Raw genomic sequence first — 26,091 nt, 5'->3', positions numbered from 1 at the left:
ATCTATCTATAATAAATACCTTCACTTGATACTATAAAAGGTTAAAAGTATTTTCTATAAAATTCTAAATTTCACATCAAAAAAAATAACTCTTATATAATAAAGAGCGGAAAACGAGACTCGAACTCGCGACCCCAACCTTGGCAAGGTTGTGCTCTACCAACTGAGCTATTTCCGCTTTTTACTTCTAAAAGGCATCTCTCCAAATGCAAATGCAAAATTACAATATTTTTCTCAACTACCAAATATTTTTTTATCTTTTTTCTTTTTAAATACTTGGCTTTTATTTTTCTATTGCAAAACAGTTGCACAAACATGTGTTTTACATCCTCCAAGAGTACTATCCTAAGGATACGATCCTTACCATAAACAGAACATATATTGATTATTTGCTGTCCGGTAAAATTTAAATAGCATATTAATCCTAAACAAGAATTCTTCTTGTAAAGATTACAATGAGAATATTAGCTTATATAACAAGATATTTCTTATATCTATAGTATAATGATAAATTCCATCCTATTCTTTCTTTTTTATATGTTTCTTTTTCTTTAGTTTTAAAATAGGAATTTTTATCTTTTCTCCTGCTTCAAAGTTCTTTTTACCATTAATGGCTTCAACATAACATTCCATATCTGGACCCAAATATCTTTGACTTAACGAATATAAGGTCTGTCCAGACTTTACTTCTATCTCTTTTTCTACACCTATTATTATATAGGCACCAGTGCGAACACGAGGGTCTCTGTTATATTGTTTTGAGTTGAAAGCTGGTTTTTCTTCTTTAAGTTTAGGCTTTTCAGTCTTAACAACCACTGCTTGAGTATTCTTTTTAGTGATAGAATCTACCATTGCTGCAGCCTGTTTCTTTTGCGAGCTATCTACAACTTCAGTAGGATTGATAGTTTTCTTTGCAGGAACAGCTACCTTATTGGTAGTTTGTGACAATGGAGTTACTGCTATTTCTTTAGATTGATGCTGAAAAGAATAATATCCAACACCAAGTCCAACAGCTAAACATAAAATGAGTAGAAAGGAAAATAACAAAGGCTTTACATAACTTCGAGAAGTTGATTCTTCTATATCTTCCACTTCTTCAGAGTCTTCTTCGCTGGTTCCCTTCTCTTCTTTTTCTTCTGTTTTTACAATGAGCTGTGATTTTTCTTCAAACGGAAGAGAGTCTTTTTCAATTGTAACATAAGAATTTTCAGAAACTTCTGCTTTTTCTTCGCTACCAGAATTGCTTTCTATTGCATTCAAATCAGATAACTGCTGCGGAGAAAGTTGAAAAGAAAAGGGTGCAGACACCTGCCCTTTAACATCTTCCTTACTTTCTTCTTGCTCCACAACTAATAATTTGTTTGTCTCTATCTCTGTTCTTAAAATAGGATCATCTACAGTCTTTTCTTCTTCTATCTCATTAAATTGAGCCAATGTTTCTTTTACTTCTTCAATAGAAGACAGAATATTTTTAGATTCATCAGCACTCGGGTCGAGTGAATCTTCATTAAACAAAAGGAGTGAAGAATTATCTTCTAATTCATTTAACACATATTTTTCATCAATAGCAGAAAAGTCAACTCCATCATTAAGGACAACCGTTTCGAATTGAGCAAATGGACTATTTACCAAGTCTCGCATATAATTATCAGGAGTAAACGAGATTTTATCTCGTCCTTCAAGAACAATACGCTCACCTGTATTCACATCAACACTTTCTCTTGCACTCACCTTTGTTAGCTTAAAAGTGCCTAATCCTTTTATCTTTACCAGCTTATCTTCTCTCAAGCCTTCATTTACGACCTTAAACATGACGGAGATAAAGGTCTCTGCTTCTGCCACTTCTAAACCCATTTTAGAAGTAAGCATTTCAATAAGAAACAAGTTTTTAGACATCTGCTAAACCTCCTTTCTTCAATTCTTCCTTAATAGATGCAGATGGTTTGAAGTTTAAAACCAATTTAGGAGGAACTATCATACGTTGTCCTGTTGATGGATTAACCATTATTCGTTCTAGTCTTTTCTTCACTTCAAATGTTCCGAAGCCAGACACAGACACACTTTCTCCATTGTCAAAAGCCATTGACATTGCATCAATGACACAGCGAATACATCCTTGAGTATGTTCTTGTGTGTATTCTAACTGCCTTGATAATTCAGTAATAAACTCTTTATTATTCATTGTTCTACACTATCTCTCCATATAAATCGAATGCATCACTATTTGTTATCTTTACATTATAGAATGTACCTATACGCAAGCGACGAGTTGCGGGAATAAGTATTTCTGGGTCCACTTCAGGAGAACAGAACTCACTTCTACCGATATAGTAGTCTCCTTCCTTTCTATCAATGACTGTGAGTAATACTTTTCCGACCTTTTCTTCTTCTATTTCAGAGCTAATCTCTTGCTGAAGTGCCATCAAGTCATCGAGTCTTCTCTGCTTTTCTTCCGCAGAAATCTCATCTTCATAATGACAAGCACTATACGTTCCCTCTTCTTCTGAATAAGCAAAAGCACCCATTCGCTCAAAACGAGTTTCACGAACAAAATCTAAAAGCTCTTGAAAAGCTTCTTTTGTTTCACCTGGGTGTCCTACCATAAGAGTGGTTCTTAGGTGTATTCCAGGAACTGCTTCACGTATTTTCTTTATCAAGTTCAATGTCTCTTCTTTCGAAACATTGCGTTTCATCTTTGCAAGTACAGGGTCAGAAATATGTTGTAGGGCGATATCTAAGTACTTACAAACATTTGATTTGCGTCGCATTACATCTAAAAGTTCGAGTGGGAACTCATTAGGATAAGCATAATGCAAACGAATCCACTGCACTCCAGGTACATCTGCAATTGCTTCTATTAGCTCAGCAACCTGTCTTCTGCCATCTAAATCAACCCCATAATAGGTTAACTCTTGGGCAATAATCTGTAATTCTTTAACTCCTTGCGCAACGAGTTCTTTCACTTCGTTGATAATGTCTTCTTTCTTCCTGCTCTGATGTTTACCTGTCATTGCAGGAATAGCACAATAAGCACATTGTCTATTACAGCCTTCACTTATTTTAAGGTAGGCATAATGACGTGGAGTCGTTAAGTGTCTTTGACCATCGCACGACGGTATAAATGACTTGCCAAGATCTGCAAGCAGTTGTTTATAATTAAACTTGCCATAAAACTTATCTACTTGTGGCATCTCTGCTTCAAGTTCATCTTTATATCTTTGCGAAAGACAACCCATTACATACAATTTATTAAGGCGTCCTTCTTCTTTTGCTTGTATAAATTCTAATATTGTATTGATGCTTTCTTCTTTTGCACTTTCAATGAAACCGCAAGTATTTATAACTGCTATTTCACCTTGTGGTCGCTTTGCATCATGCGTGCAATGATAGCCATTTGCCTCGAATTGCTTCATTAAAGTTTCGCTATCCACAAGATTTTTCGAGCATCCCATAGTTACGATATCTATCTGATTCTTCTTCATTTACTATTATCCTAAACTACAATAATTTACGTTGTATAATGTTTTTGTCTATGTCACTTTAGCTAAAGAGACATTATTGGTTTTCATTAAAGAGTGAATCAACAAACTGCTTTTTATTAAAAAGTTGTAGATTTTCCATACCTTCGCCTAATCCGATATACTTAACAGGAACCTTTAATTGATCTGATATACCGATAACCACTCCACCTTTGGCCGTTCCATCGAGTTTTGTTATAGCCAAAGAGGTGATTTGTGTCACTGCAGAGAACTGCTTTGCTTGTTCAAAAGCGTTTTGACCTGTAGATCCATCAAGTACCAATAGTACCTCATCAGGAGCTGTTGGGAATACTTTTTTCATCACATCTTTAATCTTCTTCAACTCGTTCATCAGACCAACTTTATTGTGCAAACGACCTGCTGTGTCTATTAACACCACGTCAGCATCATTTGCTTTGGCAGAAGATAGTGTATCGAAAGCTACCGAAGCAGGGTCTGCTCCCATCTGTTGTTTAACAACTGGCACACCAACTCGGTCTCCCCAAATAGATATTTGCTCAACAGCCGCTGCTCTAAAAGTGTCTGCTGCACCTAAATATACTTTTTTCCCTGCCTTCTTAAATTGATAAGCTAGCTTACCAATGGTGGTCGTTTTACCAACGCCATTCACGCCAACTACAAGTATTACGTATGGTTTTCGGTCGGAAGGAAGATCCCAAGAGTCGCTATCAAATGTGTTATTCTCTGTTAAAAGAGCCGAAATTTCTTCACGCAATATTCCATTTAGCTCGCTTGTTGATACATATTTATCTCGTGCAATGCGCTCTTCTATACGCTCAATGATTTTCAAAGTGGTATCAACACCTACATCAGAAGAAATCAAAATCTCTTCTAAACTATCAAGAACTTCATCATCAACCTTAGATTTTCCGACGATTGCTTTTGCTAATTTACCAAAAACACTTTGCTTGGTTTTCTCTAATCCTTTATCTAATGTTTCTTTTTTATTCTTATTAAAAAATCCAAATATACCCATAACTTATCCCTTCTTTATTACAGTTTTATTTCTTCTTTAGCTATAACTCTTATGAGTAATGCTAAAATTCTTATTTTTGCTTTTACTAAAGCCAATGTTTCAACTTTATCTTAAGCATCTAGTAGAACATTATAATGTTTTGCAAAGATACGCAAAAATGATGTAAAAATTGAATAATACATAAAGTTTAATCTTAGAATAAAAAGGTTTACCTTTTATCCAAAGATTCAAAACTAATTTGTCTGTTTACATAGAAGAAACAATAAAGGAACTAATTACGCCTTCATATTCTTCTTATGCCAAATATTTCTATCTTAAAGCTTCATTATTCCAAATAAATTATGTAAGTTTGCAATAAGAAAGATAAAAGTTTTGTAACATGAATACATCAAATCTAACTATTCAACAAATTGAACGTGCCCTTCACAAGATAGCACAACAATTTCCAACTACAAATGAACCTTCAATCATTACCGATGTTCATTTGTTTGTTTCACAAGAATCTGGCGATCTTATTGCTTATGACGATAACGATAGAGAGATAACAAGATGTGTTGTTGAAGAGTGGATTGATAATAAAGATGAGAAATTTTATCACCATATAACTCCCCTTTTACGAGATATTCTCAGAGCAAATCAAGCCATAATAGATAATATGGGTATTTTGAAACCATTCAGTATCGTTCTTCAGAACGAAGAGAAAGAAGATTTATCTGAACTATATATTGCTGATGATGACACCATTATTATAGGCGGAGATTTAATGGAAGGTCTCAAAGAGGATTTAGATTCATTCCTAACTGATTTATTAAAAGAAAAAGGTTAAGCTTAAAGCTTAACCTTTTTCTTTGATATCTTACTTTCATTACTCATTCTATCTAATGCAGTAACAACGTATTTCATTTTCTTTGTGCCATCGTCATAAGGCAACTTTGTGTAAGTTTTCGATGTAATCTCTACAATCTTAGAAGCATCATTGATGTTTATTTCTTCATCATAATCGAACTTATACACCACATATTTATGAGCTATATCGTCCCAACGATTTCCTTTTGGTTCTTTCCAAAATAACATATACCCATCTTCGGTCCACACTTTCTTTAAGCTTTTAGGCTTTCTAGGAGCCTTATCGTCAATAAATGGCATACGAGGTTGAAGACTTGGATAACGCCAATAGTTTGTTCTTAGGTTGGTTCCATAGTTTCCTATATTGTCTACAGCAGTCTTTGCATACCATAACACCACACCTTGAACGTTCTCCATTCTATTTTGCAATGCATATTTTGCAGGCATTTGGTTTTGCGAAGGATTGTTAAGATCTTGATACTTCACTGTTCTTTCAATATCTTCTCCGATGTATAAAGGACGATTTGAAGCATATTTATTCCACCACTTTATAAGCGTTTCGTAGTCAGCAGCTTTGTTTCCTATCTGCCAATACAATTGAGGTACACAATAATCAACCCAACCATTATTCACCCATAACAAGACATCAGCATACAAATCGTCATAGTTTTGTAAACCATTGGTGTCACTTCCTATTTGAGGTGCACTCTTTTTGTTGCGATAAATACCAAAAGGTGAGATACCAAACTTCACCCATGGCTTTGCACTATGAATAGAATCAGACAATTGTTTAATAAAGATATTAACATTATCTCTTCGCCAATCACCTTTATTGTTTATACCATTGTTGTTTTGTCTGAACTCTCTATCATCGTCAATAGTGAATCCTGCAACTGGATAAGGATAGAAATAATCATCAATATGCAATCCGTCTACATCATAACGGCGCACAATGTCGTTTACAACTTTACAAATATACACTCTATTTTCTGCAAGAGCTGGATTCAAAATCAATTGTCCGTTATAGCTAAACACACGATTTGGATATTTAAGTGCAACGTGATTGTTCGATAATTCCTTTGTTCCTGCGGTTTTAGCTCTAAACGGATTGATCCAAGCATGCAACTCCATTCCTCGCTTATGACATTCTTCTATCATCCAAGCTAGTGGATCCCAGTATGGATTTGGAGCTAAACCTTGTTGTCCAGAGAGGAATTTACTCCATGGTTCGTATTGACTTTGATACAAAGCATCACACTCGGGACGAACCTGAAAAATAATTGCATTCACTCCATCTCGATATAATTCGTTTAATTGATAGGTCAAAACACGTTGCATTTCGCTTTTACTCATACCCTGAAACTGACCATTTACTGCCTGAATCCATGCTCCTCTGAACTCTCTTTTCTTTATTACTGCAGCATCAGTTGCAGTAGAACTTGCCCAAAGAAACATACTTATTAATAAGGTATATAGACCTTTTCTCTTTAACATAGTTATTTCTTGTTATCTAATTGATTGTTTATTTCTTTTTCTTTTTATTATGATTAGCACATAAACGATAGTAATATTCAAGCTTCACTCTAGGCACTTTACTATTAGAAAGCGTGTTTAAATGCTCTAATGCCTCGGCATATTTTTCTTGATTGATAAGCATCTCTACTCTACCTAAACTATAATTGATATTAGAAGGTGCTCGTTTTTCTGCCTGTGAAAAGTCATATTCTGCCAATTCATATTGATGTTTCTCCTCTTCAAATCCTGCTCTTATTGCATAAGTAATGGCACTATCGGGATAAGCTTCAATGAGTTGATTTAGAATATCCATTGCTTCTATAGTGTGACTGGTCTTATTATTCAATAAAGCTAAACCCAAACGACCTTCAAAATGATTTGGATATACTTTTAACAAAGTCTCATAATCTGTTCTAGAAAGATTCAAACGACTGGTCTTCTCGTATAAATATGCTCTAAAATAAAGAGCTGTTTGGTTGCGTGGTTGTTGCTTTAAAATATCTGAATAGGCATCTATTGCATTTTGCCAGTTCTCTAATTGCATGTTATATCCTGCCTTTTTCAATAGTAAATATATTGAAGAGGGATAAACTTTTAGTTGAGTTGTTATTACAGCTAAGCTGTCTTTCAATTGCTCTTTTGACTGACTAAAGGCATTTGTTGAAAGCAATAAAAGCAAAACAAAATATATAATTCTCTTCATCCGTTATCTATTTAAAATAAATATTCACAACTTGTCAGTTTATTTAGAAGCTATCGACATTCGATATCTCTCCTATTGGCATATTCTCAATATTCATTTTCGAATCAGAGAAAGTGTTTCCGCCTTCAGATTCAAATGGAACGAGGTCGGTTTCATCAGGATTTTGGAACCGAGTAAACTCACCCCTAAATCGCAATAGTACATCACCTGTAGCACCTTTTCGATGCTTTGCTACGATAATTTGAGCCATTCCACGTAAATCTCGATGCTGTTCATCTTCAAAAATTCTATAATATTCGGGTCTATGAACAAACAAAACCATGTCGGCATCTTGCTCAATGGCACCCGATTCTCGTAAATCACTAAGCAAAGGTCGCTTACCTTCAATACCCTCTCTTCCTTCTACATTACGACTTAGTTGGGATAAAGCGATGATGGGAATACGTAGCTCTTTGGCCAAACCTTTTAAGGAACGTGAGATAGTTGATACCTCTTCTTGTCTGCTTCCGAACTTCATTCCATTCGCATTCATAAGCTGTAAGTAGTCGATCATAATGAGTTTCACTCCTTTTTCTCTAACAAGTCGACGTGCCTTAGTACGCAGTTCAAATACAGAAAGACCAGCAGTATCATCTAAATAGATAGGTGCTCCTTCCAATTTTCTGATATTTTGATCTAATCTTCCCCACTCATCAGACGACAACTGTCCATTAAGAATCTTGCTACCAGGTATCTCGCACACATTAGATAATAAGCGGTTTACCAGCTGAACGTTATCCATTTCCAGAGAAAAGAAAGCAATTGGCTCATTAAAATCAACCGAGATATTTTTAGCTAACGACAAAGCAAACGACGTTTTACCCATGGCTGGACGTCCAGCGATGATTACTAAGTCTGATTTTTGCCACCCACTGGTCATCTTATCCAAGTCTGTATAACCCGTAGGAATACCTGTTAAGCCTCCAGAATTCTCCGATGCCTTCTGCAATATGCCAATAGCTTCGTGCAAAACAGGGTCGATCTGTGTATAATCTTGGCGCATATTCTTTTGCGAAATCTCAAAAAGCGACCCTTCTGCTTCTTGCATCAATGAATCAACATCAATGGTTTCATCAAAAGCTTTAGTTTCAATAACACTAGCAAAAGATATCAACTGACGTGCAAGAAACTTCTGACTTAATATCTGAGCGTGATATTCTATGTGTGCAGAAGACGCAACTTGCGAACTAAGCTCAAGAATATAGCCTTGCCCCCCCACGTCTTCAAGAGTTCCTTCACGCTTCAATTCCTCCGCAACTGTCATTATATCGACTGGTCGTTCGTTCATACTTAACGACTGAATAGCTCGATAAATCTTTTGATGTTTGGGTTCATAAAACGTTTCTGGACGCAATGATTCTGACACCAAAGAAAAGGCATCTTTGTCTATCATCAATGCTCCTAGTACTACTCTTTCTAGCTCTAAGGCCTGGGGTTGCAAGTGTCCGTACTGATTATCTATTTTTTTTACCATCTTATGATTTAAAGTATATAATACATTAATAAAGCATTTTCATAATATTCGCCATCAAATAACCAATCTTTGAGTTCTGCATTTATCTTAAAGCCTACTCTAGTAAATAGATTGATAGACGCTTGATTTGCTTTTGGTACCACTGCATATAACTGATGGAGATGCAATACATGCAAGGAATAATCTAAAAGCTGAAAAAGAGCACTTTGAGCTAAGCCTTTTTTCCTAAATTCTTTACGCAAAACAATACTCACCTCTGCCCTTCTGTGCTTGGGTTCGAAATGAACAACATCAAGAAGTCCTACACATTGCTCTTTATCTGCATCGAGAACAAAGCGCACTTGCTTATCAACATAGATATCATTCACTGCATTTGCAAGATAGTTGTGCAACACATAGCGTGAATAAGGAACATTAGTAGGACTAACATTCCACACTTCTGGGTTGTTTTCTATACCATATAGCAAATCTAAATCTTCGGGTTCTAAAGCTCTAAGAAGAACTTTTGGTTTATTGTCTTTATTCATTACACAAAAACATCTTCTTGAGTTATTATTACATCAGAACGTTTATCATAAGTTCCTAATGATACATTTTCAGCTGAATTCTGCTTAAATAGATCTAGAATATGTTGATAAGAGTATGCATTGACATCGTAAACAATATAAATAGCTTGATTATTAGGAAACGAAAGATGCGCATGCCCATTAGGAAGTGACTGCTCATTTCCCTCAATAGTTTGTATGTCTAAATCATATTGCTGAGCCTTGGCACTGCATTTGCTAATCATCTCTTTTTCACCTATTATTATATAGAGGTCTCGTTTGCGAGGTTTTATTCTTAATAAACCTAGATTTTTCTTAATATTATAAATCTGCATACCCATCAAAGCAATGAAAGCTTTTGAGTAAATAGCAACCTTTATTGGGAAAGAGAAGAAGAACGAGCTACCACCATAATGCTTTTTGAAGAAAATAAGCATAGCTTCATAGAATACATGAACATACTTAAACGATGTTTTTTGGGTACTTTCTCCTTTATAATGCAATATATCAGTAGGATAATACCAGTTCTCGTATCCTCCTTTTAATAAGCGATAAGATAGGTCTATATCTTCTCCATACATGAAAAAGTCTTGATCTAGCAAGCCTACTTTATCGAGTGATGATCGGCGAAGCATACAAAAAGCCCCACTCATTACCTCTATTTGTTCAGGTTTATCCCACGAAAGATAAGCCATATAGTATTTCCCAAACTTCTTATGAGTAGGATATTTAGCGCAAAGTCCACTCATTTTATAAAATGCAGTCAATGGAGTTGGCAAGCCTCTACGTGACTCTAATGCATAAGTTCCATCACTTTTTAGCATACGAACTCCCACTCCTCCAGCCTTAGTATGGCTATCCATAAATTGCAAAACGTCGGCAATTGAGTTCTCTGTAACAATGGTATCGGGATTAAGTAACAAAACATACTCGCCCGAACTCTTTTCTATTGCCAAATTATTACCTCTAGAGAAACCTAGATTATGCTTACTACTGATAAAATAGACACTAGGAAAACGAGGAGTTAAGTATTGCACAGAGTCATCACTTGAATGATTATCTACAACAAAAACCTCTGCATCTATATTGGATAAAGCCTTTAAAAGAGCATTTAAGCACTGCTCCAAATAGTGCTTTACATTATAATTTACAATAATTACAGATAGCTTTTTCACGACAAACGATTAGTTATTGTTTGATAAAGTGGTATCATTTTGAAATCTATCTTTCGATGGAAAGACAAATATTAGTGCCAAAAGATGAATGGCCGACAATCCAGCAAAAGTTGTATTGATGAATAAATAATAGAAAAGGACATTCAAAATAAGAGGTAACCCAATAGCAAGAATACGACTTAAAGCAAGTAAGAAGTATCTCGATTCTATCTTTTCACTATCAGAAAACAACCATTTTTGAATTTGATTGAATTTCAATAATCTCAAACTTAACCACACAAATACAATAGACAACAGCTCCATTGTGTAGGTTACCACAAACTCTGTCATAGGTTGTTCTGTCCAATCACCTTCAAGAAGGACATTACTTTCGAAAAGTATAAAAAGAACTAATGCTATAAGTATGTTGCTATAAAACAGAATAGTTAAATAAAAATTTTTCTTTTTCATTGCTATTGGTATTATTTATCAAATGGAGTTCTATTTAAAATTGAGCGTCCTAAGGTCACTTCATCGGTGTACTCTAATTCATTGCCCACAGATATTCCTCGTGCAATAACGGTTAACAATACTCCATAACTTGCCAAACGCTTTGATATATAGAAATTGGTTGTGTCCCCTTCCATTGTACTTCCAAGGGCAAAAATAATCTCTTTCACTCCACCTTGCGACACTCTTTCTACTAAAGAGTCAATCTCTATATCTGCAGGTCCAATGCCATCCATCGGCGAGATAACACCTCCTAGAACATGATATAAGCCATTATACTGCTGAGTATTCTCTATTGCCATCACATCTTGAATATTTTCTACAACGCAAACAACAGTTGAATCACGACGAGCATCAGCACAAATAGGACATATTTCTGTATCAGAAACATTATGACAACAGTTGCAATGTTTTATTTCTTGCTTCATTTTAAGTATTGAAGACGAAAAAGTTTCTACCTCGCTTTCATTCTGTCGCAATAAATGAAGCGCCAAACGCAATGCTGTTTTGCGTCCTACTCCTGGGAGTTTAGACAACTCTCCTACTGCCTTTTCTAATAATAACGAAGGATATTGCTGATTTATTGCCATTCTATATGATTGATATTACTTTATAAAAACATTGATATTACTATGTAAAAGCATTACTATTGACCTATAAAAGGAAATGTTATTAGAGAGCAAAAGAAATCCTTTTAAACTTCTAGTAAATTGCTGTTCTGACTTATTTGAAAAATAACTCTTTTGTTAATAGAAAAAGATGGATTTATAAAAACATATTATAAAATCCATCTTTTGAGATTATTTTACCCGTAATTTTTACCTTATTCTATTCGCTGAACGAACTAATTTCTCATCTTTCCATATTGCTTTTCTAGCAATGGAATACAAAATGATTTCTATTAGTGGAAAAGATACAGCCAACAAGGGCTGGAATTGTTCGTTATTTGGTTTCATTGCCCACACAAAATAGCCTAGGAATGTATACCATAATACCAATAATAATATATTTAAAAGACATAAACGAGCCTGAAAAGGACGATTGTTGTATTTAAAGATACTATAAAGTCCAACTGGGATTGTTGTTACTTGCAGTATAAATAATGGTATAACTGTGAAACCAACGATGCCATTTGCGTTGTCTTTTAACCAAAAGTTAAATAGAGTATGACCTAATCCCATTCCCGTATTGAGTAAATAAGCAATTGGAAAGATGATTGATAATATTCCAAGAACAACCGCAATACAGATGTATATTGTCTGAATTCGCTGTATCATTATATTCTTTCAACTTCTTCTTTCGAAGGATCACGGAAATAGATATTACCCTCAACAAACTCTTGTGTAGCCAAAAGAGTTGGCTTTGGTAACTTTTCATAATAACGAGAGATTTCTATTTGCTCACGATTTTCAAACACTTCTTCAAGTGAATCGTTATAAGAAGCAAACTCTGCAAGCTTCTTATTGAGCTCTTGTTTAATCTCTACAGATATTTGATTAGCACGTTTTGAGATGATAGAAACGCTCTCATAAATGTTTCCTGTCTCTTCACACAAATCTAGAATATTTCTTGTTACTGTGTTTGTTGGTGCCTTTGTTCTTTTAAAATCCATAATGATAATTCTTTATTTCTATTTTTATTATGATTTATTCTTTGTTATTTCTTGACATTTCTTAATATACTTCTCTGCTAAAGTTCTACTCTTTGAGTCTGGATATTCATTAATAAAACCATAGCATTCATCTTCTGCATCTTGATACCTTTCAAGTTTCTTCTCATCAATACTTTGCGTGGCGAGTTCAAATTTACTTTTCATTATCAATAAAGCAAAATCTTCTCTCTTCGTACTATAAGGATAATCCTTCAAGGCATTCTGTGCTGTTATAATACAAGCATCATAATTATTCTCTCCAGGACCACAATTTCCAAAATATGTCCCGAGGTCAAAATAAAGTTGAGCAGAATATAATTCTTTTTTAATAAGCTTATCTTGAAGAGCAAACAAGCATTGTTGTGCTTCCTTTTTGTGAATTGCATCTGGGAAAAGATCTAAATAGTCTTGAAACGCAGAGATAGCTGCAATAGTTTGAGTTTGATCTAATCGTGGTTCTGGAGTGCTCATATAAAGACTCTGACCAATATAAAACTCAGCATCTTCAGCATACACTCCCTTGGGATAACTACTATAATATTTTTTAAAAGTTTGTGCAGCTAGATCATATTCTTTATTTAAGTATTGCGCCATTCCTAGCATATAAAGGCATTCTTGTGCGTTATCGGTACCCTTTTGCTGTACAACTACATCTTGTAAGAGGATTGATGCACGTTGATATTTCTTATTTAAGAAACATTCTTTTGCGTATTCGTATTTATAATTAAAATCAGTTGTTTTATAAACCTGATTAAACTCATTCGCACATGATGAAAATACGCATAATGAAACTATATATATAACGATGAAACTTAAATTCTTCATAAACTGCAATTCTTTGAGTATGCAAAAATACATAATTATCTATTAAGAACAAACTATTTAGTATTATTTTTGTGATTTATAAGGTATCTTGATACGATAAAATAACTTTTTTTTCTACTTTTGCATACATGGATTTCAAGATAACATCAAAATATAAACCAACTGGCGACCAACCTGAGGCTATAAAACAATTAACTGACGGCATTTTAGCAGGAGATACAGCCCAAGTTTTATTGGGTGTTACTGGCTCTGGCAAAACATTTACAATTGCAAACACCATTGCTAATGTTAAGAAACCCACTCTTATACTAAGTCACAACAAGACTCTTGCAGCTCAATTATATGAAGAAATGAAAGGTTTCTTCCCTAAAAATGCGGTTGAATATTACGTTTCATACTACGATTATTATCAGCCTGAGGCCTATTTACCAACAACTGATACCTATATTGAAAAAGATTTAGCAATTAATGAAGATATTGATAAATTACGATTATCGGCTGTTTCTGCTCTACTTTCAGGTAGACAAGATGTGATTATCGTATCTTCCGTGTCTTGCATCTATGGTATGGGTGGTCCTTCCGCTATGGGAGAGAGCATCATTAACATACAACAAGGAGAACAACTTGATAGGAATGACTTTCTAAGAAAGCTAGTTGACGCTTTATATACACGCAATGATATAGACCTAACACGTGGTACTTTTCGTGTAAAAGGGGAAACTATTGATGTCTTCATGGCTTATAGCGATCACATTTTACGCATCACTTGGTGGGACGAAGAGGTCGAAAGTATTGAAGAACTCGATAGTGTTACATTTAAACGCATTGCTTCTTTCACATCATATCAAATATATCCAGCTAATATTTTCGTGACTTCAAAGGATCAAGTGAATGATGCAATTCGACACATTCAAGATGATTTAACTGACCAAATTGCGTTTTTTGAATCTGTTGGCGACACAATTAAGGCTCAAAGAATCAAAGAACGTGTTGAATATGATATGGAAATGATTAAGGAACTGGGACATTGTAGTGGCATAGAAAATTATTCTCGCTATTTTGATGGACGTTCCCCAGGTGAAAGACCCTATTGTTTATTAGATTTCTTTCCACAAGATTTTCTCTTAGTTGTTGACGAAAGCCATGTCACTATACCTCAAATTAGAGCCATGTATGGTGGAGATAGAGCTAGAAAACAAAACCTTGTTGAGTTTGGTTTTCGTCTTCCTGCAGCCTTTGACAACCGTCCTTTGCGTTTTGAAGAGTTCCATGAGATGGTGAATCAAGCTATTTATGTATCGGCAACTCCTGCAGATTACGAGCTAGAAGAGTCTGATGGAGTTATCGTTGAGCAAATTATTCGTCCCACAGGTCTATTAGATCCGCTTATAATTGTGCGTCCAAGTGAGAATCAAATCGATGATTTAATGGACGAAATCATCGAATGTACAAAGCGGGAAGAGCGTATTTTGGTGACAACTCTTACTAAACGAATGGCAGAAGAGTTGACTGATTATCTCATTAATAATGGTGTTAAAACCAGTTATATACATAGTGATGTTGCAACTCTTGACCGAGTGAAGATTATGAATGGCTTAAGAAGTGGAGAATTCGATGTTTTAGTAGGAGTAAACTTATTAAGAGAAGGTCTTGATTTACCTGAAGTTTCACTCGTTGCGATATTAGATGCAGACAAAGAAGGATTCCTTAGAAGTCACAGAAGCTTAACTCAAACGGCGGGAAGAGCGGCTCGTAACGTCAATGGAAAAGTGATTATGTATGCCGACACTATAACTGAAAGTATGCAAAAGACCATTGATGAGACCGAAAGACGTCGTTTAATTCAAATGAAATACAACGAGGAGCATCACATAACTCCTCAACAGATTCAGAAAAGTATAAAGTCTTTATTAACGAATGATACCACCAATAACAACACAACAAAAGACTACTCTATCAGCGAAAACGAACTCAGTAGCAATAAAGTGATGCTTGCTGCCGATGAGATTGTCGTTAAGATGTCAAAGGAACAGCTACGTAAGAGCATTCAATATACTACAGAAATGATGAAACAAGCGGCCAAAGATCTCGACTTTTTACAAGCTGCTCAGTATCGAGATGAGATATTAAAGCTCCAAGAGCAACTTGAGCTGAAAGAAAGTTAAATATAATACATAATAGCATTATAATACTTTCTTTTACTAATTTTGCATTACTAATTGGATCAAAAGAACTTATGAAGAAGATATTAACTCTTATTTTAGCATTCTTTCCTTTGTGTAATTTGATGGCACAAAGCGAATGGGAGCTTCCAACCTCTGGTATTCTAACAGAGAAGACTACAAAAACTAAAACAAAGAAAGGACACACTTCTGCCACTAAAGAAGAAAATTCGAATATTGTTGAGATAAAAGAAGAAGACAAACCATACTTAGAAGGAGCTGTACCCGAGGTAGAAGGAAAGGTTATTTTTAGTAGAACTATCAATATTCCCAATAAGAATGCAAGCGAAATATACGATAAAACCTACCAATATCTCGAACAATTTACCAAATCAAACACTTCACTTTCTGACAGTAGAATTGTAATTGTAAATAAGAAACAGCACATTATTGCAGCCACACTTAATGAATGGTTGATGTTTTCGAACAGCTTCTTGGCAATCGATAGAGCTCAATTCTTCTACACACTCATTGCAACTTGCAAAGACAATGAATTGGTCATAAACATTGAAAGAATTAAATATAAATACGAAATAGGACGCCCTTCTGAACTAAAAGCAACCGCAGAAGAACTTATCTCTGATAAAGTTGCACTTAGCAAAGATAAGAATAAGGTAAAGAAAGCTGAGAAAAAGTTCAGATATAAGACTATTGATAGAGTAAAAGAGATTATGGATAACATTCAATCGAATGTAACTTTATAATAAAAAGATATGATGACTACAGAACAAAACATCTCAATTCCCACTAGAAAAAGGGGCAACCAGAATAATGAAAAGCCCTTTATGAAGATTAGAACCATATTGAATATCACTTTTATGGTGGGTGCTATTATTGGTGTTTTCTTATATTTTTATAGTTCCCATTATGTTGGAACTATTGTAATTCTGGTATCAATGGTATTTAAGTTCATTGAAACCATTTTACGAATGATTCGTTAATGAAAAAGACTTTATTATTTTTTACGTCGTTGTTTGTTGGCTTTTATGCACAAGCACAAAACACTGAATACAATCAAATAGATGAAAATGGAGTTATTTCACGTCGTAACACGATGGGAAATAACAGCTCCGACTCTCTACATTCAAATAAAGAGATTCCCATTGGTATTAAAGCATGGACTATAGACGAAAAATTTGGCGACAGAACTGTTGCCAAAGTAGATACCATGCAATATATGTTTATGAACTCTATATTCACTTCTGGACTAGAAGGACAATATAACACAACAGGAAATCTTAGTTCACCACGTATTAATAGAATTTTTATTAATCGTCAAGACCATAGTCAATTTATTTTTACAGACCCTTATAGTTATTTCATTACGCCTGTAAATCAATTCCATTTCACCAATACTCTTTCACCATTTACCATACTTGATTATAACACTGGCGGTGGAAGTTCAGAGGGAGAGGACCACTTTAAGGCTATATTTGGTGTGAATGCAGGTAGGAAATTGGGTGTAGGATTTAAGTTCGATTATCTATATGGACGTGGATTCTATAACAATCAAAGCTCTGCTCATTTCAATTATACTATGTATGGTTCGTATCTTGGCGAACAATATCAAGCCCACCTCTTGTTTTCTACTAATCATCAGAAGAATGCAGAGAATGGAGGTATAACCAATGATGGCTACATCACCACTCCTGAGGCATACAACGAAGATTATTCTAGTAATGAGATCCCTACCGTTTTAAATAAGAACTGGAATAGAAATAACAACTTACACGCTTTTCTTACACATCGTTACAATGTGGGCTTTACTAGAAAAGTAAAGATGACTGAAGACGAAATTAAAGCGAAGAAATTTGCCCTTAATTCTAAAGAACAAAACGACACCAAACCATCAGACAAACGTTTGTCGACAAAAGAGCGTGAGAAAAATAAGTCTATTGCTCTTGGACGCCCTGAAGATGCTAAGATTGTGGGAAGTGAGCCCGTTGATTCTATTTCTAAAACAAATAATAGAATTCAGGTTAAAGACAACGCAACAAGAGATAGTTTGTTGGCTATCAGCAAAAAGAACGAGGCAGACTCCCTTTGGTTTAAAAGCGAATATGTTCCTGTAACCAGTTTTATTCACACTGCAAAGTTTGATACTTACGACAGAATATACCAAGCGTATTACACCCCAAGCAATTATTATAAAAATCAATATTATAATGCTGGTCGTTTACATAACGACTCTATATACGACCAAACCAAGCATTTCCGTTTACAAAACACCTTCGCAATATCTCTATTAGAAGGCTTTAACAAATGGGCTAAAGCTGGGGTTAAAGCATTTATTACTAGTGATTTTAGACATTTTGACCTACCTTTAATAGATGGATCACTAGGAACTTACAACGAACACAATTTAAGTGTAGGTGGAGAAATTAGTAAAACACTTGGTAATACCCTACATTACAAGGCGTTATTAGAGACTTGGGTTACAGGAAAAGATGCAGGACAGCTTAAGGTAGACATCAATACTGATGTCAATTTCAAACTCTTTGGCGACACAGTTACATTGGCTGCAAGTGGCTTCTTCCATCGAATTAACCCTTCATTCTATTTCCGTCACTATCATTCTCGTCACTTCTGGTGGGATAATAACAGTATGGATAAAATGCTACATACACGTCTCGAAGGTTTATTTAGTTATAAAAAGACCAACACTACATTACGAGTTGCAGTGGACAACATTAAGAATTATACCTATCTTGCACAGAGTTATAACATAGACAACCAGTATAACAGATTGAATATGGACGTAACCACCAATCAATACCAAAGTCCTATCAGTCTACTTACTCTTGAATTGATTCAAAAAATCAAGTTTGGTATCTTCAGGTGGGAGAACACTATCACCTATCAAAAGTCGTCAAATAATGATATATTGGGCGTCCCCGACCTTAATATATATAGCAACCTCTACATGAAGTTTAAGATAGCAAAGGTTCTTTCTTGTGACTTAGGAACAGATGTGCGTTACTTCACCGAGTATTATGCGCCTGATTATAGTCCAGCTTTAGGTTCTTATACCGTGCAAGAAGGAACAGACAAGATAAAAATTGGTAACTATCCATTTGTCAATGTATATGCAAACTTCTTGCTAAAACACACTCGTTTCTTTGTGATGTATAGTCATATAAATGCAGGATCAGCCTCTAAACGCTATTTCTTAACACCTCACTACCCCACAAATGAGCGCATCTTTAGATTTGGAGTAAGCTGGAATTTCTTTAACTAACTTAACTCCAAGTTATATTACAGATATAAATATATAATAAGAATATACGAAACCACCCCTACCTATACACAATAATGGAATGAGTTTATGTAATTTATAACATCATGGAAAAAAAAGAGTGAGCTATTCATCATACTTTTTATTTCAAATACTAAGATATTGTGGTGTAGTGGTGCATATTTTTAGTTTAAACATCCATTTCTTTAAAGGTCATTCGTACTACAGGAACTGATATTAAAAATGCCAAAAGGTCACTAATAGCCTGACACATTTCTACTCCTTGTAGCTGAAAGAGACGTGGAAGAATTAATATCAAAGGAATAAAGAACAATCCATTTCGTGCAGATGCCAATAAATTGGCTCTCCATGGTTTACGAATTGTTTGTAAAAGCATGTTACTAACAATAGTAAAACTTAAAAGAGGCAACACCGAAAGTTGCCATTTGAGTACCTCACAACCTATTGCAACCACTTCTGCATCACGTCTAAAGAGATCTATTATCTCTTCAGAAAAGCACCAACCTGCACACGATAATAATAAAAGGAAGATGAAACACACCTTCACAGAAAACCAAAAGCCTTGTTTTACTCGTTGATATTGTTGTGCTCCATAATTGAAACCACAAAAGGGTTGAAAGCCTTGTCCAAAGCCAATAACGGCTGCAAGTACCATCATTGTACATCTACTTACGATAGACATCGCTGCAATAGCAACGTCTCCATACACACTTGCAGCTGTATTTAGCAATATCATAGCAATACAAGCCAAGCCTTGACGTGACAATGAGGGCGTTCCCCCTGCAATAATTTCTTTAAAGAGGGAAATACTTGGGGTAAAATGACGCCACGAATATCTTATATTTCCACCTAAATAGGTCATTCTTAATAAGATAAGAAAGCTAACAATCTGACCTATTACTGTTGCAAGTGCAGCACCTGCAACGCCCATATCAAAAATAAAAATAAACAAAGGATCGAGCAACACATTCACTATTGCACCTGAAAGAATACCCCATAAAGCCAAACGTGCATTGCCTTGAAAACGCATTTGGTTGTTCATTGTTAACGAAGAGGTGAAGAAAGGCGTTCCAAGTAACGATATTCCAAGATATTGTTCGGTGTAAGGCAAAATGGTAGGAGTACTTCCTAACCACAAAGATAAGGGTGTTATGCACGCTTCTCCAATCAAAAGAACAGCTATACCCAATGTAAATGAGAGGAAAAAGCCCGTAGATGCCATGCGTTGTGCATTACCATGGCGTTGCGCTCCCAATTCTCTTGAGATATAATTTCCCGATCCATGCCCAAAGAAAAAGCCTATTGCCTGTACAAAAAACATAACAGAAAATACTACTCCCACAGCAGCTGTGGCTTGAGTGCTGAGCTTTCCAACAAAGAAAGTATCGGCAATATTATAAAATCCTGTTATGAGCATAATCATAATAGAGGGTAATGCCATCTTGATTATTGCACGAGAAACAGGTGCTTGCGTTAATAACTGATAGTTGTTACTTTCTTTTTTCAATGGTGCTAAAATCTTATCATATAATAAGGCGAACCCAACAAAGTGGTGTTTCGCCTTATTTTATATTTCCATATTAATCTTTTATCTTACTTAAAAGATATTGTTTAGTCTTTTATTTCTCTTAGTCTTTAAGTGAATAAGTGATGGTTGTAACCACTCTTACCTTCTTTATTTCTGGTGTATTCTCATCTCTGTCTTCGATTGAGAATTGACCTTGGTCGGCAGAAACAATCTTATTTAACTTACTCTTACTATTATTTGCAAACTGATCAGCAGCCAATTGAGCATTAGAAATAGCCTCTTCGAGCATTTTGGGCTTCATATCTTTAAAAGAAATATACTCGTATGAAATGTTATTTTCATAATCATCGCTAAGAACTGCAATTCCTTCCTGAAGCAATTTACCACGTGCTTTCAAAGCAGCTTGAACCACTTTTACATTGCGAGAGATAACAGTTACAACCGAAGTCATATTATATCTATTTACGATTCGAGATGGGTCGTAAGCATTTACCACATTATCATCTACCTTTGGAGCGTTGATTGTGATTTCATTTTCTTTTATTCCATGTTGCATAAGGAAACGCTTAATCTTTTGTTGTGTACGTTCTACACTCTCATAAAGATCACTTAAATCGTTTCCTGCATCCTTTGTTACAATAGGCCAAGTTACTTTATCTGCCTCAACTTCACGCTCAGAAAGTCCCTTAACGGTTACTCTTCTATCTCGATTAGTGAAGTTATCGATTCCACTTTTTAAGGAAAATCCTAACACAATGATCGCAACAGCCAAAATTGTAGGTCCTATTATACCTAAAATCAATCGTTGATTCTTCACAACTTCTACTTTTATCGATTAACCTCTTCTATCTTGCTATATATAGAAAAATACCTAAATGGATGTTAAAAGGATGCGAACAATACGGTCGGCACTACGTCCGTCCCATCTATCAGGAATACCACTATGTTTCCATTTATCGCTAACCATATCGTTTAGATATTGGTTTAACAAATCAACGTCATCGCCAACAAGGACGTTTGTACCCACTTTCACGGTTTCGATGTGTTCGGTATAGCTGTTAAGAGTGATACAAGGAACACCATTGAAGGTTGCTTCTTCTGCCACATTACCTGAGTCTGTAATCACACCACACGCATTCTTTGCCAAGATTGCAAACGAAAGATAAGACAAAGGCTCAACAACTCGGATAGCATCTACGCACGAATGCTCACTAATCCATTTGCTCACAACCTTTGCAGCATCGTCTCTTAGAGGAGCAACTACTGGCTTTTTATCTGCAACTTTCAACAAAGCTGTTAGCACTTCGTCTACTTTCTTTTCATCTTTGATAAGAGCTTTTCGGTTAAGAGTGAACAAAAGATAGTTCTTTTCTTTTAAATTCAACTCTTCTAAAAGATGAGATGTAGCTGTTTTTGTGTGATTAAAGCGAAGAGTGTCCATCAAAATATTACCTACCATGTAGATATTTGATGAGTCTACTCCCTCTTTAATAGCAACACTATTACCACCAATACCCGCTGTAAACAAGTAATCGCTCAGTCCATCAATAACCAATCGGTTGATTTCCTTAGGCATATTGATATCGAAACTGCGTGTTCCTGCAACCAAATGCGCTAGTTTAACGCCTTGCTTTTTAGTAACAATTGCTGTGGCAAGTGTTGAAGCTAGATCATCAACAACAATCACAACGTCAGTTTTATGTTGTGTTAGATAAGCTTCGAAAGCAGACATTACACGACCTGTAAGTTCATTTAAGTTCTCACAAACAACGTCTAAATACATATTAGGTTGTTCTATTTGAAGGTCATCAAATAGAGTTGCTTCTAGTGTTTCATCGCTTTTTGAGCCAGTGTACACTAGTTCGAAAGCTACTTGCTCTCCGTTTTCCTGGAATTTCTTTATAGAATGAATGATAGGTGCTACCTTTATAAAATTAGGGCGAGCACCTGCCACAATGCAAATATTCATCTTTTATTTCTTTTATTGTATTTCGATATACAGGCAAAGTAACAAAAATAAATCGAAACTTCAAAACTTTTAAGTTGATGTTTTTATTTATCTCTTCAAAATTTGATGAGCCTTAAATAAGATGAGGAATATATTATACTTATAAAGGAATTGCTGGCGATTATAAAAGGAATGCTTTTAGGGTGCAAAAGGATAAATATTACACTCTAAAAGCATTGGAATTATAGCTCAATAGCATTGTTCTTAGCCCACTCCATCACATTACTTGGTGGGCGACCTGCTTCATACTCAGCTTTCATAAAGTCCATATAAGGTGCAACGTGCGCAAAAAAGCGTTTATAACCTTTACATAAATAGTTGAGGCCTGGCATGCCATAGCTGTCATTGATGAATCTATTTTTAGGGCATTCGCCATTACATGCAAATAGATAGGGACACTCTTTGCATTGCTTGGGCAACAAATTATGTTTGTTTTTACCAAAGGTTAGCTGTTGAGGACTATACATCATCTCTGTAAGCGTTTTGTCTTTAATGTTTCCTAACTTATATTCAGGAAACACAAAGTGGTCGCATGCATACACATCTCCATTGTGTTCCATTACTCCAGCATGCCCACATGTACGTGCAAGGGTACATATACTTGGCGTAACCCCTACCCAATTGGCTAACGTTGCATCGAAAAGTTGAACATAATAGTCGCCTACATCTTCTTTAAGCCACTCGTCGAAAATAGTACACAGGAACGTTCCCCACTGCTCGGCAGTAACTGAATAAGAAGTAACGAGCAAGTCTTTATCTTTTAAAGAGGCAAGATGCCTGCCATCTGAGTGTTGTATTTGTCGCTCAACAATTGGAGTAAACTGAATGAAATGGCAACCAATGCTTTTAAAGAAATTGTAGAATTCGATGGGATGATCGGCATTTTGATTGTTAACAACAGCCATTGCATTCCATTCTACACCATGTTTATTAAGCAAGTCTATTCCTCTCATCACCTCACCAAAGGTATCTTTGCCACGAGGTGTGGTGCGATAAAGATTGTGCATAGCTGCAGTTCCATCGATAGAAAGCCCAATTAAAAAGTCATTATCTTTAAAGAAACGGCACCACTCGTCTGTAATGAGGGTTCCATTGGTTTGTAAGCTATTTTGAATATCATATCCTTTGCCATACTTTTGTTGTAACTTCAGTGCCTTTTCGTAGAATGATATAGGACGAAGAAGAGGCTCACCGCCATGCCAAGTGAAGGACACTTGGGGCTGAGTTTGTGACAATAGATATTGTTGAATAAATCTTTCGAGGAGCGTTTCGTCCATCCACATACTCTTATTACTTGCATATAAGAACTGCTTTTCTAAGTAATAACAATATTTACACGATAAATTACAGCTACTGCCTACAGGCTTTAGCATCACATAAAGTGGTTTGGCGAAGGGTGCGTATGTATTCAAAACGTATGGTTTTACGTTATATCACAAAGAGAAGTCAAGGCTTTTACAAAACAAGTTCTGCTCTTTGGGAATATAAAGGGTATTTATTTTAATGTTTTTGTTAAATAGAAGCAACTGAAATGCCTTATAATGTGGAGCACTTCTTATTACTTCACTATGCAAAGATAATAAGAAGTGCCGTTGATGCCATAGAAAATAATAAGTAATTTACGTCATCTTATTATATAAGAGCACCCCACTCTATTTGTTTTTACGCTCTTTTTTATTTCTTACTGCGTTCTCTTCGTAAGATGTTTTGCATATCATAAACCACTTGTGGGTGGTCTTTTGCAACGTTCTTTTCTTCGAAATTAGATGCTTGCATATCGAAAAGCTGTGGCTGAGCGTTATTACCTGTTTCGATTTTAGGTCCCCATTGAATCATCTTTGGACCATCGCTAGGCTCGATATACTTCCATTTTTGTGTTCTAACCGATAGCACTCGGGTATTACTTTGCTCAAGAACCCATTCACGAGCATTTGTTTTTTCACCTAAAAGATTAGACAAGTGATTTTCACTATCAAAGGCACTTCCCTTTGGTAGACGTGCTCCTACAAGGTGAGCGAATGATGCAAACCAATCGGCTTGCGACAAAAGAACATCTGACTCTTGTTTCTTTGCAATTTTATTCTTCCATGAAACAATTACAGGTACGGCAGTTCCACCTTCAAAAGAGCTGTATTTATTGCCTCTGAAAGGTCCTGCTGGGCTATGTCCGTTAAGCAATTCTTCTGCTCTATCTTGATAACCATCGTCTACAACAGGTCCATTGTCACTACTAATAACGATGAGTGTATTATCTAAAAGATGATATTTCTCTAGTGCTTTCACGATTTCTCCTACCGACCAGTCGAACTGTGCAATAGCATCTCCACGCACTCCCATTTTGTTTTTGCCTCTAAATCGATCGTGAGGGAAGCGTGGAACGTGTACATCATTGGTAGCAAAATACATAAAGAAGGGCTTTTCTCTATTTTCAGAGATAAACTTAATGGCATGGGTTGTTATGCTATCGGCAATATTTTCGTCTTTCCAAAGAGCCTTTCCGCCGCCTTTCATATAACCAATTCTACCAATACCATTAACGATACTCATATCGTGTCCGTGACTAGACTTTTGATTATACAATAATTCGGGATTGTCTTTTCCTGTTGGTTCGCCCTCGAAATTACGATAATAATTCACCTCTATAGGCGCATTTTCATCATAATTAGCCACCTTTCCATTCTCTATAAAGACGCAAGGAACACGATCTGCAGTGGCTGCCATGATGTAATGATAATCGAAACCGATATCACCTAGAGCCGAAGGAAGTGGAGCATTCCAATCTTGTTGACCTGTTTTATCCCCTAAACCCAAATGCCATTTTCCTATTGCGCATGTTGTATAACCTGCACTTTTAAACATATCGGCCATTGTAAACTGCTCTGGTCGAATGATCATACCTGCATTTCCTGGCGCAACATCGGTATCTTTACGTCGCCAAGCATATTCGCCTGTCAATAAAGAATAACGAGATGGGGTACTTGTTGACGCTGTTGCATGAGCATTTGTAAAACGAATACCATTTTTTGCCAGCTTATTTACATTGGGAGTTTGTATATTTTTGGCTCCATAACACTCTAAATCACCATATCCAAGATCGTCTGCATAAATCAAAATAACGTTGGGTTTATTGGTATTTTTACCTTTTTGTTCTTTAAACTCTTTTGCTTGTGCTATTAAAGCCACTAAAAGTGCGGGGGGAAGTGTATAGGTTATTTGGGTTATTTTCTTCATTGTATAGGATTTTTCTTAATTAAAATAAAATCAATATATTATCAATAATATAGTAATACTAGCTGCATT

The 26,091-nt window shown here is 35.6% G+C and carries 24 protein-coding genes and 1 tRNA gene; 5 read left to right on the top strand and 20 right to left on the bottom strand.

What is annotated here, in order from left to right:
- Positions 1 to 105: 105 nt before the first annotated feature.
- From HMPREF0669_RS05790 to ftsY, 5 genes are all read right to left on the bottom strand, one after another.
- Positions 106 to 178, bottom strand: a tRNA-Gly gene (locus HMPREF0669_RS05790).
- Between the two features lie 341 nt (positions 179 to 519).
- Positions 520 to 1,896, bottom strand: a complete 1,377-nt coding sequence (locus tag HMPREF0669_RS05785; protein ID WP_009227589.1) for an HU family DNA-binding protein — start codon at positions 1,894 to 1,896, stop codon at positions 520 to 522.
- Entirely contained in the window at positions 1,889 to 2,182 is a 294-nt protein-coding gene (locus HMPREF0669_RS05780) for an HU family DNA-binding protein (RefSeq protein ID WP_009227588.1), read from the bottom strand. The genes HMPREF0669_RS05785 and HMPREF0669_RS05780 overlap by 8 nt, the downstream gene beginning before the upstream one ends.
- Positions 2,183 to 2,186: 4 nt before the next feature.
- A complete protein-coding gene (gene rimO / locus HMPREF0669_RS05775) occupies positions 2,187 to 3,482 on the bottom strand; it encodes a 30S ribosomal protein S12 methylthiotransferase RimO (protein ID WP_009227587.1) in 1,296 nt (431 codons plus the stop codon).
- Positions 3,483 to 3,555: 73 nt separating this feature from the next.
- A complete protein-coding gene (gene ftsY, locus HMPREF0669_RS05770) occupies positions 3,556 to 4,515 on the bottom strand; it encodes a signal recognition particle-docking protein FtsY (protein WP_009227586.1) in 960 nt (319 codons plus the stop codon).
- A gap of 379 nt (positions 4,516 to 4,894) precedes the next feature.
- Here ftsY and HMPREF0669_RS05765 point away from each other — a divergent pair, with 379 nt between their 5' ends.
- Positions 4,895 to 5,341, top strand: a complete 447-nt coding sequence (locus tag HMPREF0669_RS05765; protein WP_009227585.1) for a hypothetical protein — start codon at positions 4,895 to 4,897, stop codon at positions 5,339 to 5,341.
- A 2-nt stretch (positions 5,342 to 5,343) separates the two neighbouring features.
- Here the strand turns inward: HMPREF0669_RS05765 and HMPREF0669_RS05760 are convergent, their stop codons facing one another.
- From HMPREF0669_RS05760 to HMPREF0669_RS05715, 10 genes are all read right to left on the bottom strand, one after another.
- Positions 5,344 to 6,855: a glycoside hydrolase family 10 protein gene (locus HMPREF0669_RS05760; RefSeq protein ID WP_009227584.1), complete on the bottom strand. Its 1,512-nt coding sequence runs from the start codon at positions 6,853 to 6,855 to the stop codon at positions 5,344 to 5,346.
- 28 nt (positions 6,856 to 6,883) lie between these two features.
- Positions 6,884 to 7,579 (bottom strand): lipopolysaccharide assembly protein LapB, encoded by a 696-nt coding sequence (locus HMPREF0669_RS05755; protein ID WP_009227583.1) that lies wholly within the window; start codon positions 7,577 to 7,579, stop codon positions 6,884 to 6,886.
- A 43-nt stretch (positions 7,580 to 7,622) separates the two neighbouring features.
- Positions 7,623 to 9,092, bottom strand: a complete 1,470-nt coding sequence (gene dnaB / locus HMPREF0669_RS05750) for a replicative DNA helicase (RefSeq protein ID WP_009227582.1) — start codon at positions 9,090 to 9,092, stop codon at positions 7,623 to 7,625.
- Between the two features lie 8 nt (positions 9,093 to 9,100).
- The gene (locus HMPREF0669_RS05745) at positions 9,101 to 9,619 is read right to left on the bottom strand and encodes a GNAT family N-acetyltransferase (protein WP_009227581.1); all 519 of its coding nucleotides are present in this window, start codon (positions 9,617 to 9,619) and stop codon (positions 9,101 to 9,103) included.
- Entirely contained in the window at positions 9,619 to 10,812 is a 1,194-nt protein-coding gene (locus HMPREF0669_RS05740; protein WP_009227580.1) for a glycosyltransferase family 2 protein, read from the bottom strand. The genes HMPREF0669_RS05745 and HMPREF0669_RS05740 overlap by 1 nt, the downstream gene beginning before the upstream one ends.
- 9 nt (positions 10,813 to 10,821) lie before the next feature.
- Positions 10,822 to 11,262 carry a hypothetical protein gene (locus tag HMPREF0669_RS05735; RefSeq protein ID WP_009227579.1) on the bottom strand — a complete coding sequence of 147 codons (441 nt, stop codon included), beginning with the start codon at positions 11,260 to 11,262 and terminating at the stop codon, positions 10,822 to 10,824.
- Between the two features lie 11 nt (positions 11,263 to 11,273).
- Positions 11,274 to 11,891 carry a recombination mediator RecR gene (recR, locus tag HMPREF0669_RS05730; RefSeq protein WP_009227578.1) on the bottom strand — a complete coding sequence of 206 codons (618 nt, stop codon included), beginning with the start codon at positions 11,889 to 11,891 and terminating at the stop codon, positions 11,274 to 11,276.
- Positions 11,892 to 12,119: 228 nt separating this feature from the next.
- Positions 12,120 to 12,578: a DUF4293 domain-containing protein gene (locus HMPREF0669_RS05725; protein ID WP_009227577.1), complete on the bottom strand. Its 459-nt coding sequence runs from the start codon at positions 12,576 to 12,578 to the stop codon at positions 12,120 to 12,122.
- Complete coding sequence (locus HMPREF0669_RS05720) at positions 12,578 to 12,913, bottom strand: DNA-directed RNA polymerase subunit omega (RefSeq protein ID WP_009227576.1); 336 nt, start codon at positions 12,911 to 12,913, stop codon at positions 12,578 to 12,580. Before HMPREF0669_RS05720 ends, HMPREF0669_RS05725 begins: the two co-directional genes overlap by 1 nt.
- A 27-nt stretch (positions 12,914 to 12,940) precedes the next feature.
- Positions 12,941 to 13,777 (bottom strand): outer membrane protein assembly factor BamD, encoded by an 837-nt coding sequence (locus tag HMPREF0669_RS05715; protein ID WP_009227575.1) that lies wholly within the window; start codon positions 13,775 to 13,777, stop codon positions 12,941 to 12,943.
- A gap of 128 nt (positions 13,778 to 13,905) precedes the next feature.
- Between HMPREF0669_RS05715 and uvrB the strand changes: the two genes are divergently transcribed.
- The 4 genes from uvrB to HMPREF0669_RS05695 all read left to right on the top strand — a co-directional run bounded on the left by uvrB (position 13,906) and on the right by HMPREF0669_RS05695 (position 19,237).
- Positions 13,906 to 15,942, top strand: a complete 2,037-nt coding sequence (uvrB, locus tag HMPREF0669_RS05710) for an excinuclease ABC subunit UvrB (protein WP_009227574.1) — start codon at positions 13,906 to 13,908, stop codon at positions 15,940 to 15,942.
- A gap of 71 nt (positions 15,943 to 16,013) precedes the next feature.
- The gene (locus tag HMPREF0669_RS05705) at positions 16,014 to 16,703 is read left to right on the top strand and encodes a DUF4468 domain-containing protein (protein WP_009227573.1); all 690 of its coding nucleotides are present in this window, start codon (positions 16,014 to 16,016) and stop codon (positions 16,701 to 16,703) included.
- Between the two features lie 9 nt (positions 16,704 to 16,712).
- Positions 16,713 to 16,940, top strand: coding sequence for a hypothetical protein (locus HMPREF0669_RS05700; RefSeq protein WP_009227572.1), 228 nt, complete (start codon positions 16,713 to 16,715; stop codon positions 16,938 to 16,940).
- Entirely contained in the window at positions 16,940 to 19,237 is a 2,298-nt protein-coding gene (locus HMPREF0669_RS05695; RefSeq protein ID WP_009227571.1) for a putative porin, read from the top strand. Before HMPREF0669_RS05700 ends, HMPREF0669_RS05695 begins: the two co-directional genes overlap by 1 nt.
- 187 nt (positions 19,238 to 19,424) lie before the next feature.
- Here the strand turns inward: HMPREF0669_RS05695 and HMPREF0669_RS05690 are convergent, their stop codons facing one another.
- The 5 genes from HMPREF0669_RS05690 to HMPREF0669_RS05670 all read right to left on the bottom strand — a co-directional run bounded on the left by HMPREF0669_RS05690 (position 19,425) and on the right by HMPREF0669_RS05670 (position 26,022).
- The gene (locus tag HMPREF0669_RS05690) at positions 19,425 to 20,762 is read right to left on the bottom strand and encodes an MATE family efflux transporter (protein WP_009227570.1); all 1,338 of its coding nucleotides are present in this window, start codon (positions 20,760 to 20,762) and stop codon (positions 19,425 to 19,427) included.
- 121 nt (positions 20,763 to 20,883) lie between these two features.
- A complete protein-coding gene (locus tag HMPREF0669_RS05685) occupies positions 20,884 to 21,600 on the bottom strand; it encodes an SIMPL domain-containing protein (protein ID WP_020967225.1) in 717 nt (238 codons plus the stop codon).
- 54 nt (positions 21,601 to 21,654) lie between these two features.
- Entirely contained in the window at positions 21,655 to 22,752 is a 1,098-nt protein-coding gene (gene wecB / locus HMPREF0669_RS05680; protein WP_009227568.1) for a non-hydrolyzing UDP-N-acetylglucosamine 2-epimerase, read from the bottom strand.
- Positions 22,753 to 22,973: 221 nt separating this feature from the next.
- A complete protein-coding gene (locus HMPREF0669_RS05675) occupies positions 22,974 to 24,203 on the bottom strand; it encodes an anaerobic sulfatase-maturation protein (protein ID WP_009227567.1) in 1,230 nt (409 codons plus the stop codon).
- Between the two features lie 262 nt (positions 24,204 to 24,465).
- Positions 24,466 to 26,022: an arylsulfatase gene (locus HMPREF0669_RS05670; RefSeq protein ID WP_009227566.1), complete on the bottom strand. Its 1,557-nt coding sequence runs from the start codon at positions 26,020 to 26,022 to the stop codon at positions 24,466 to 24,468.
- Positions 26,023 to 26,091 lie beyond the last annotated feature (69 nt).

This window comes from Prevotella sp. oral taxon 299 str. F0039 (genome assembly GCF_000163055.2).
Lineage (GTDB): Bacteria > Bacteroidota > Bacteroidia > Bacteroidales > Bacteroidaceae > Prevotella.
The sequence above is the reverse complement of the archived record's forward strand: the minus strand, read 5'-3'. Positions and strand labels throughout refer to the sequence as shown.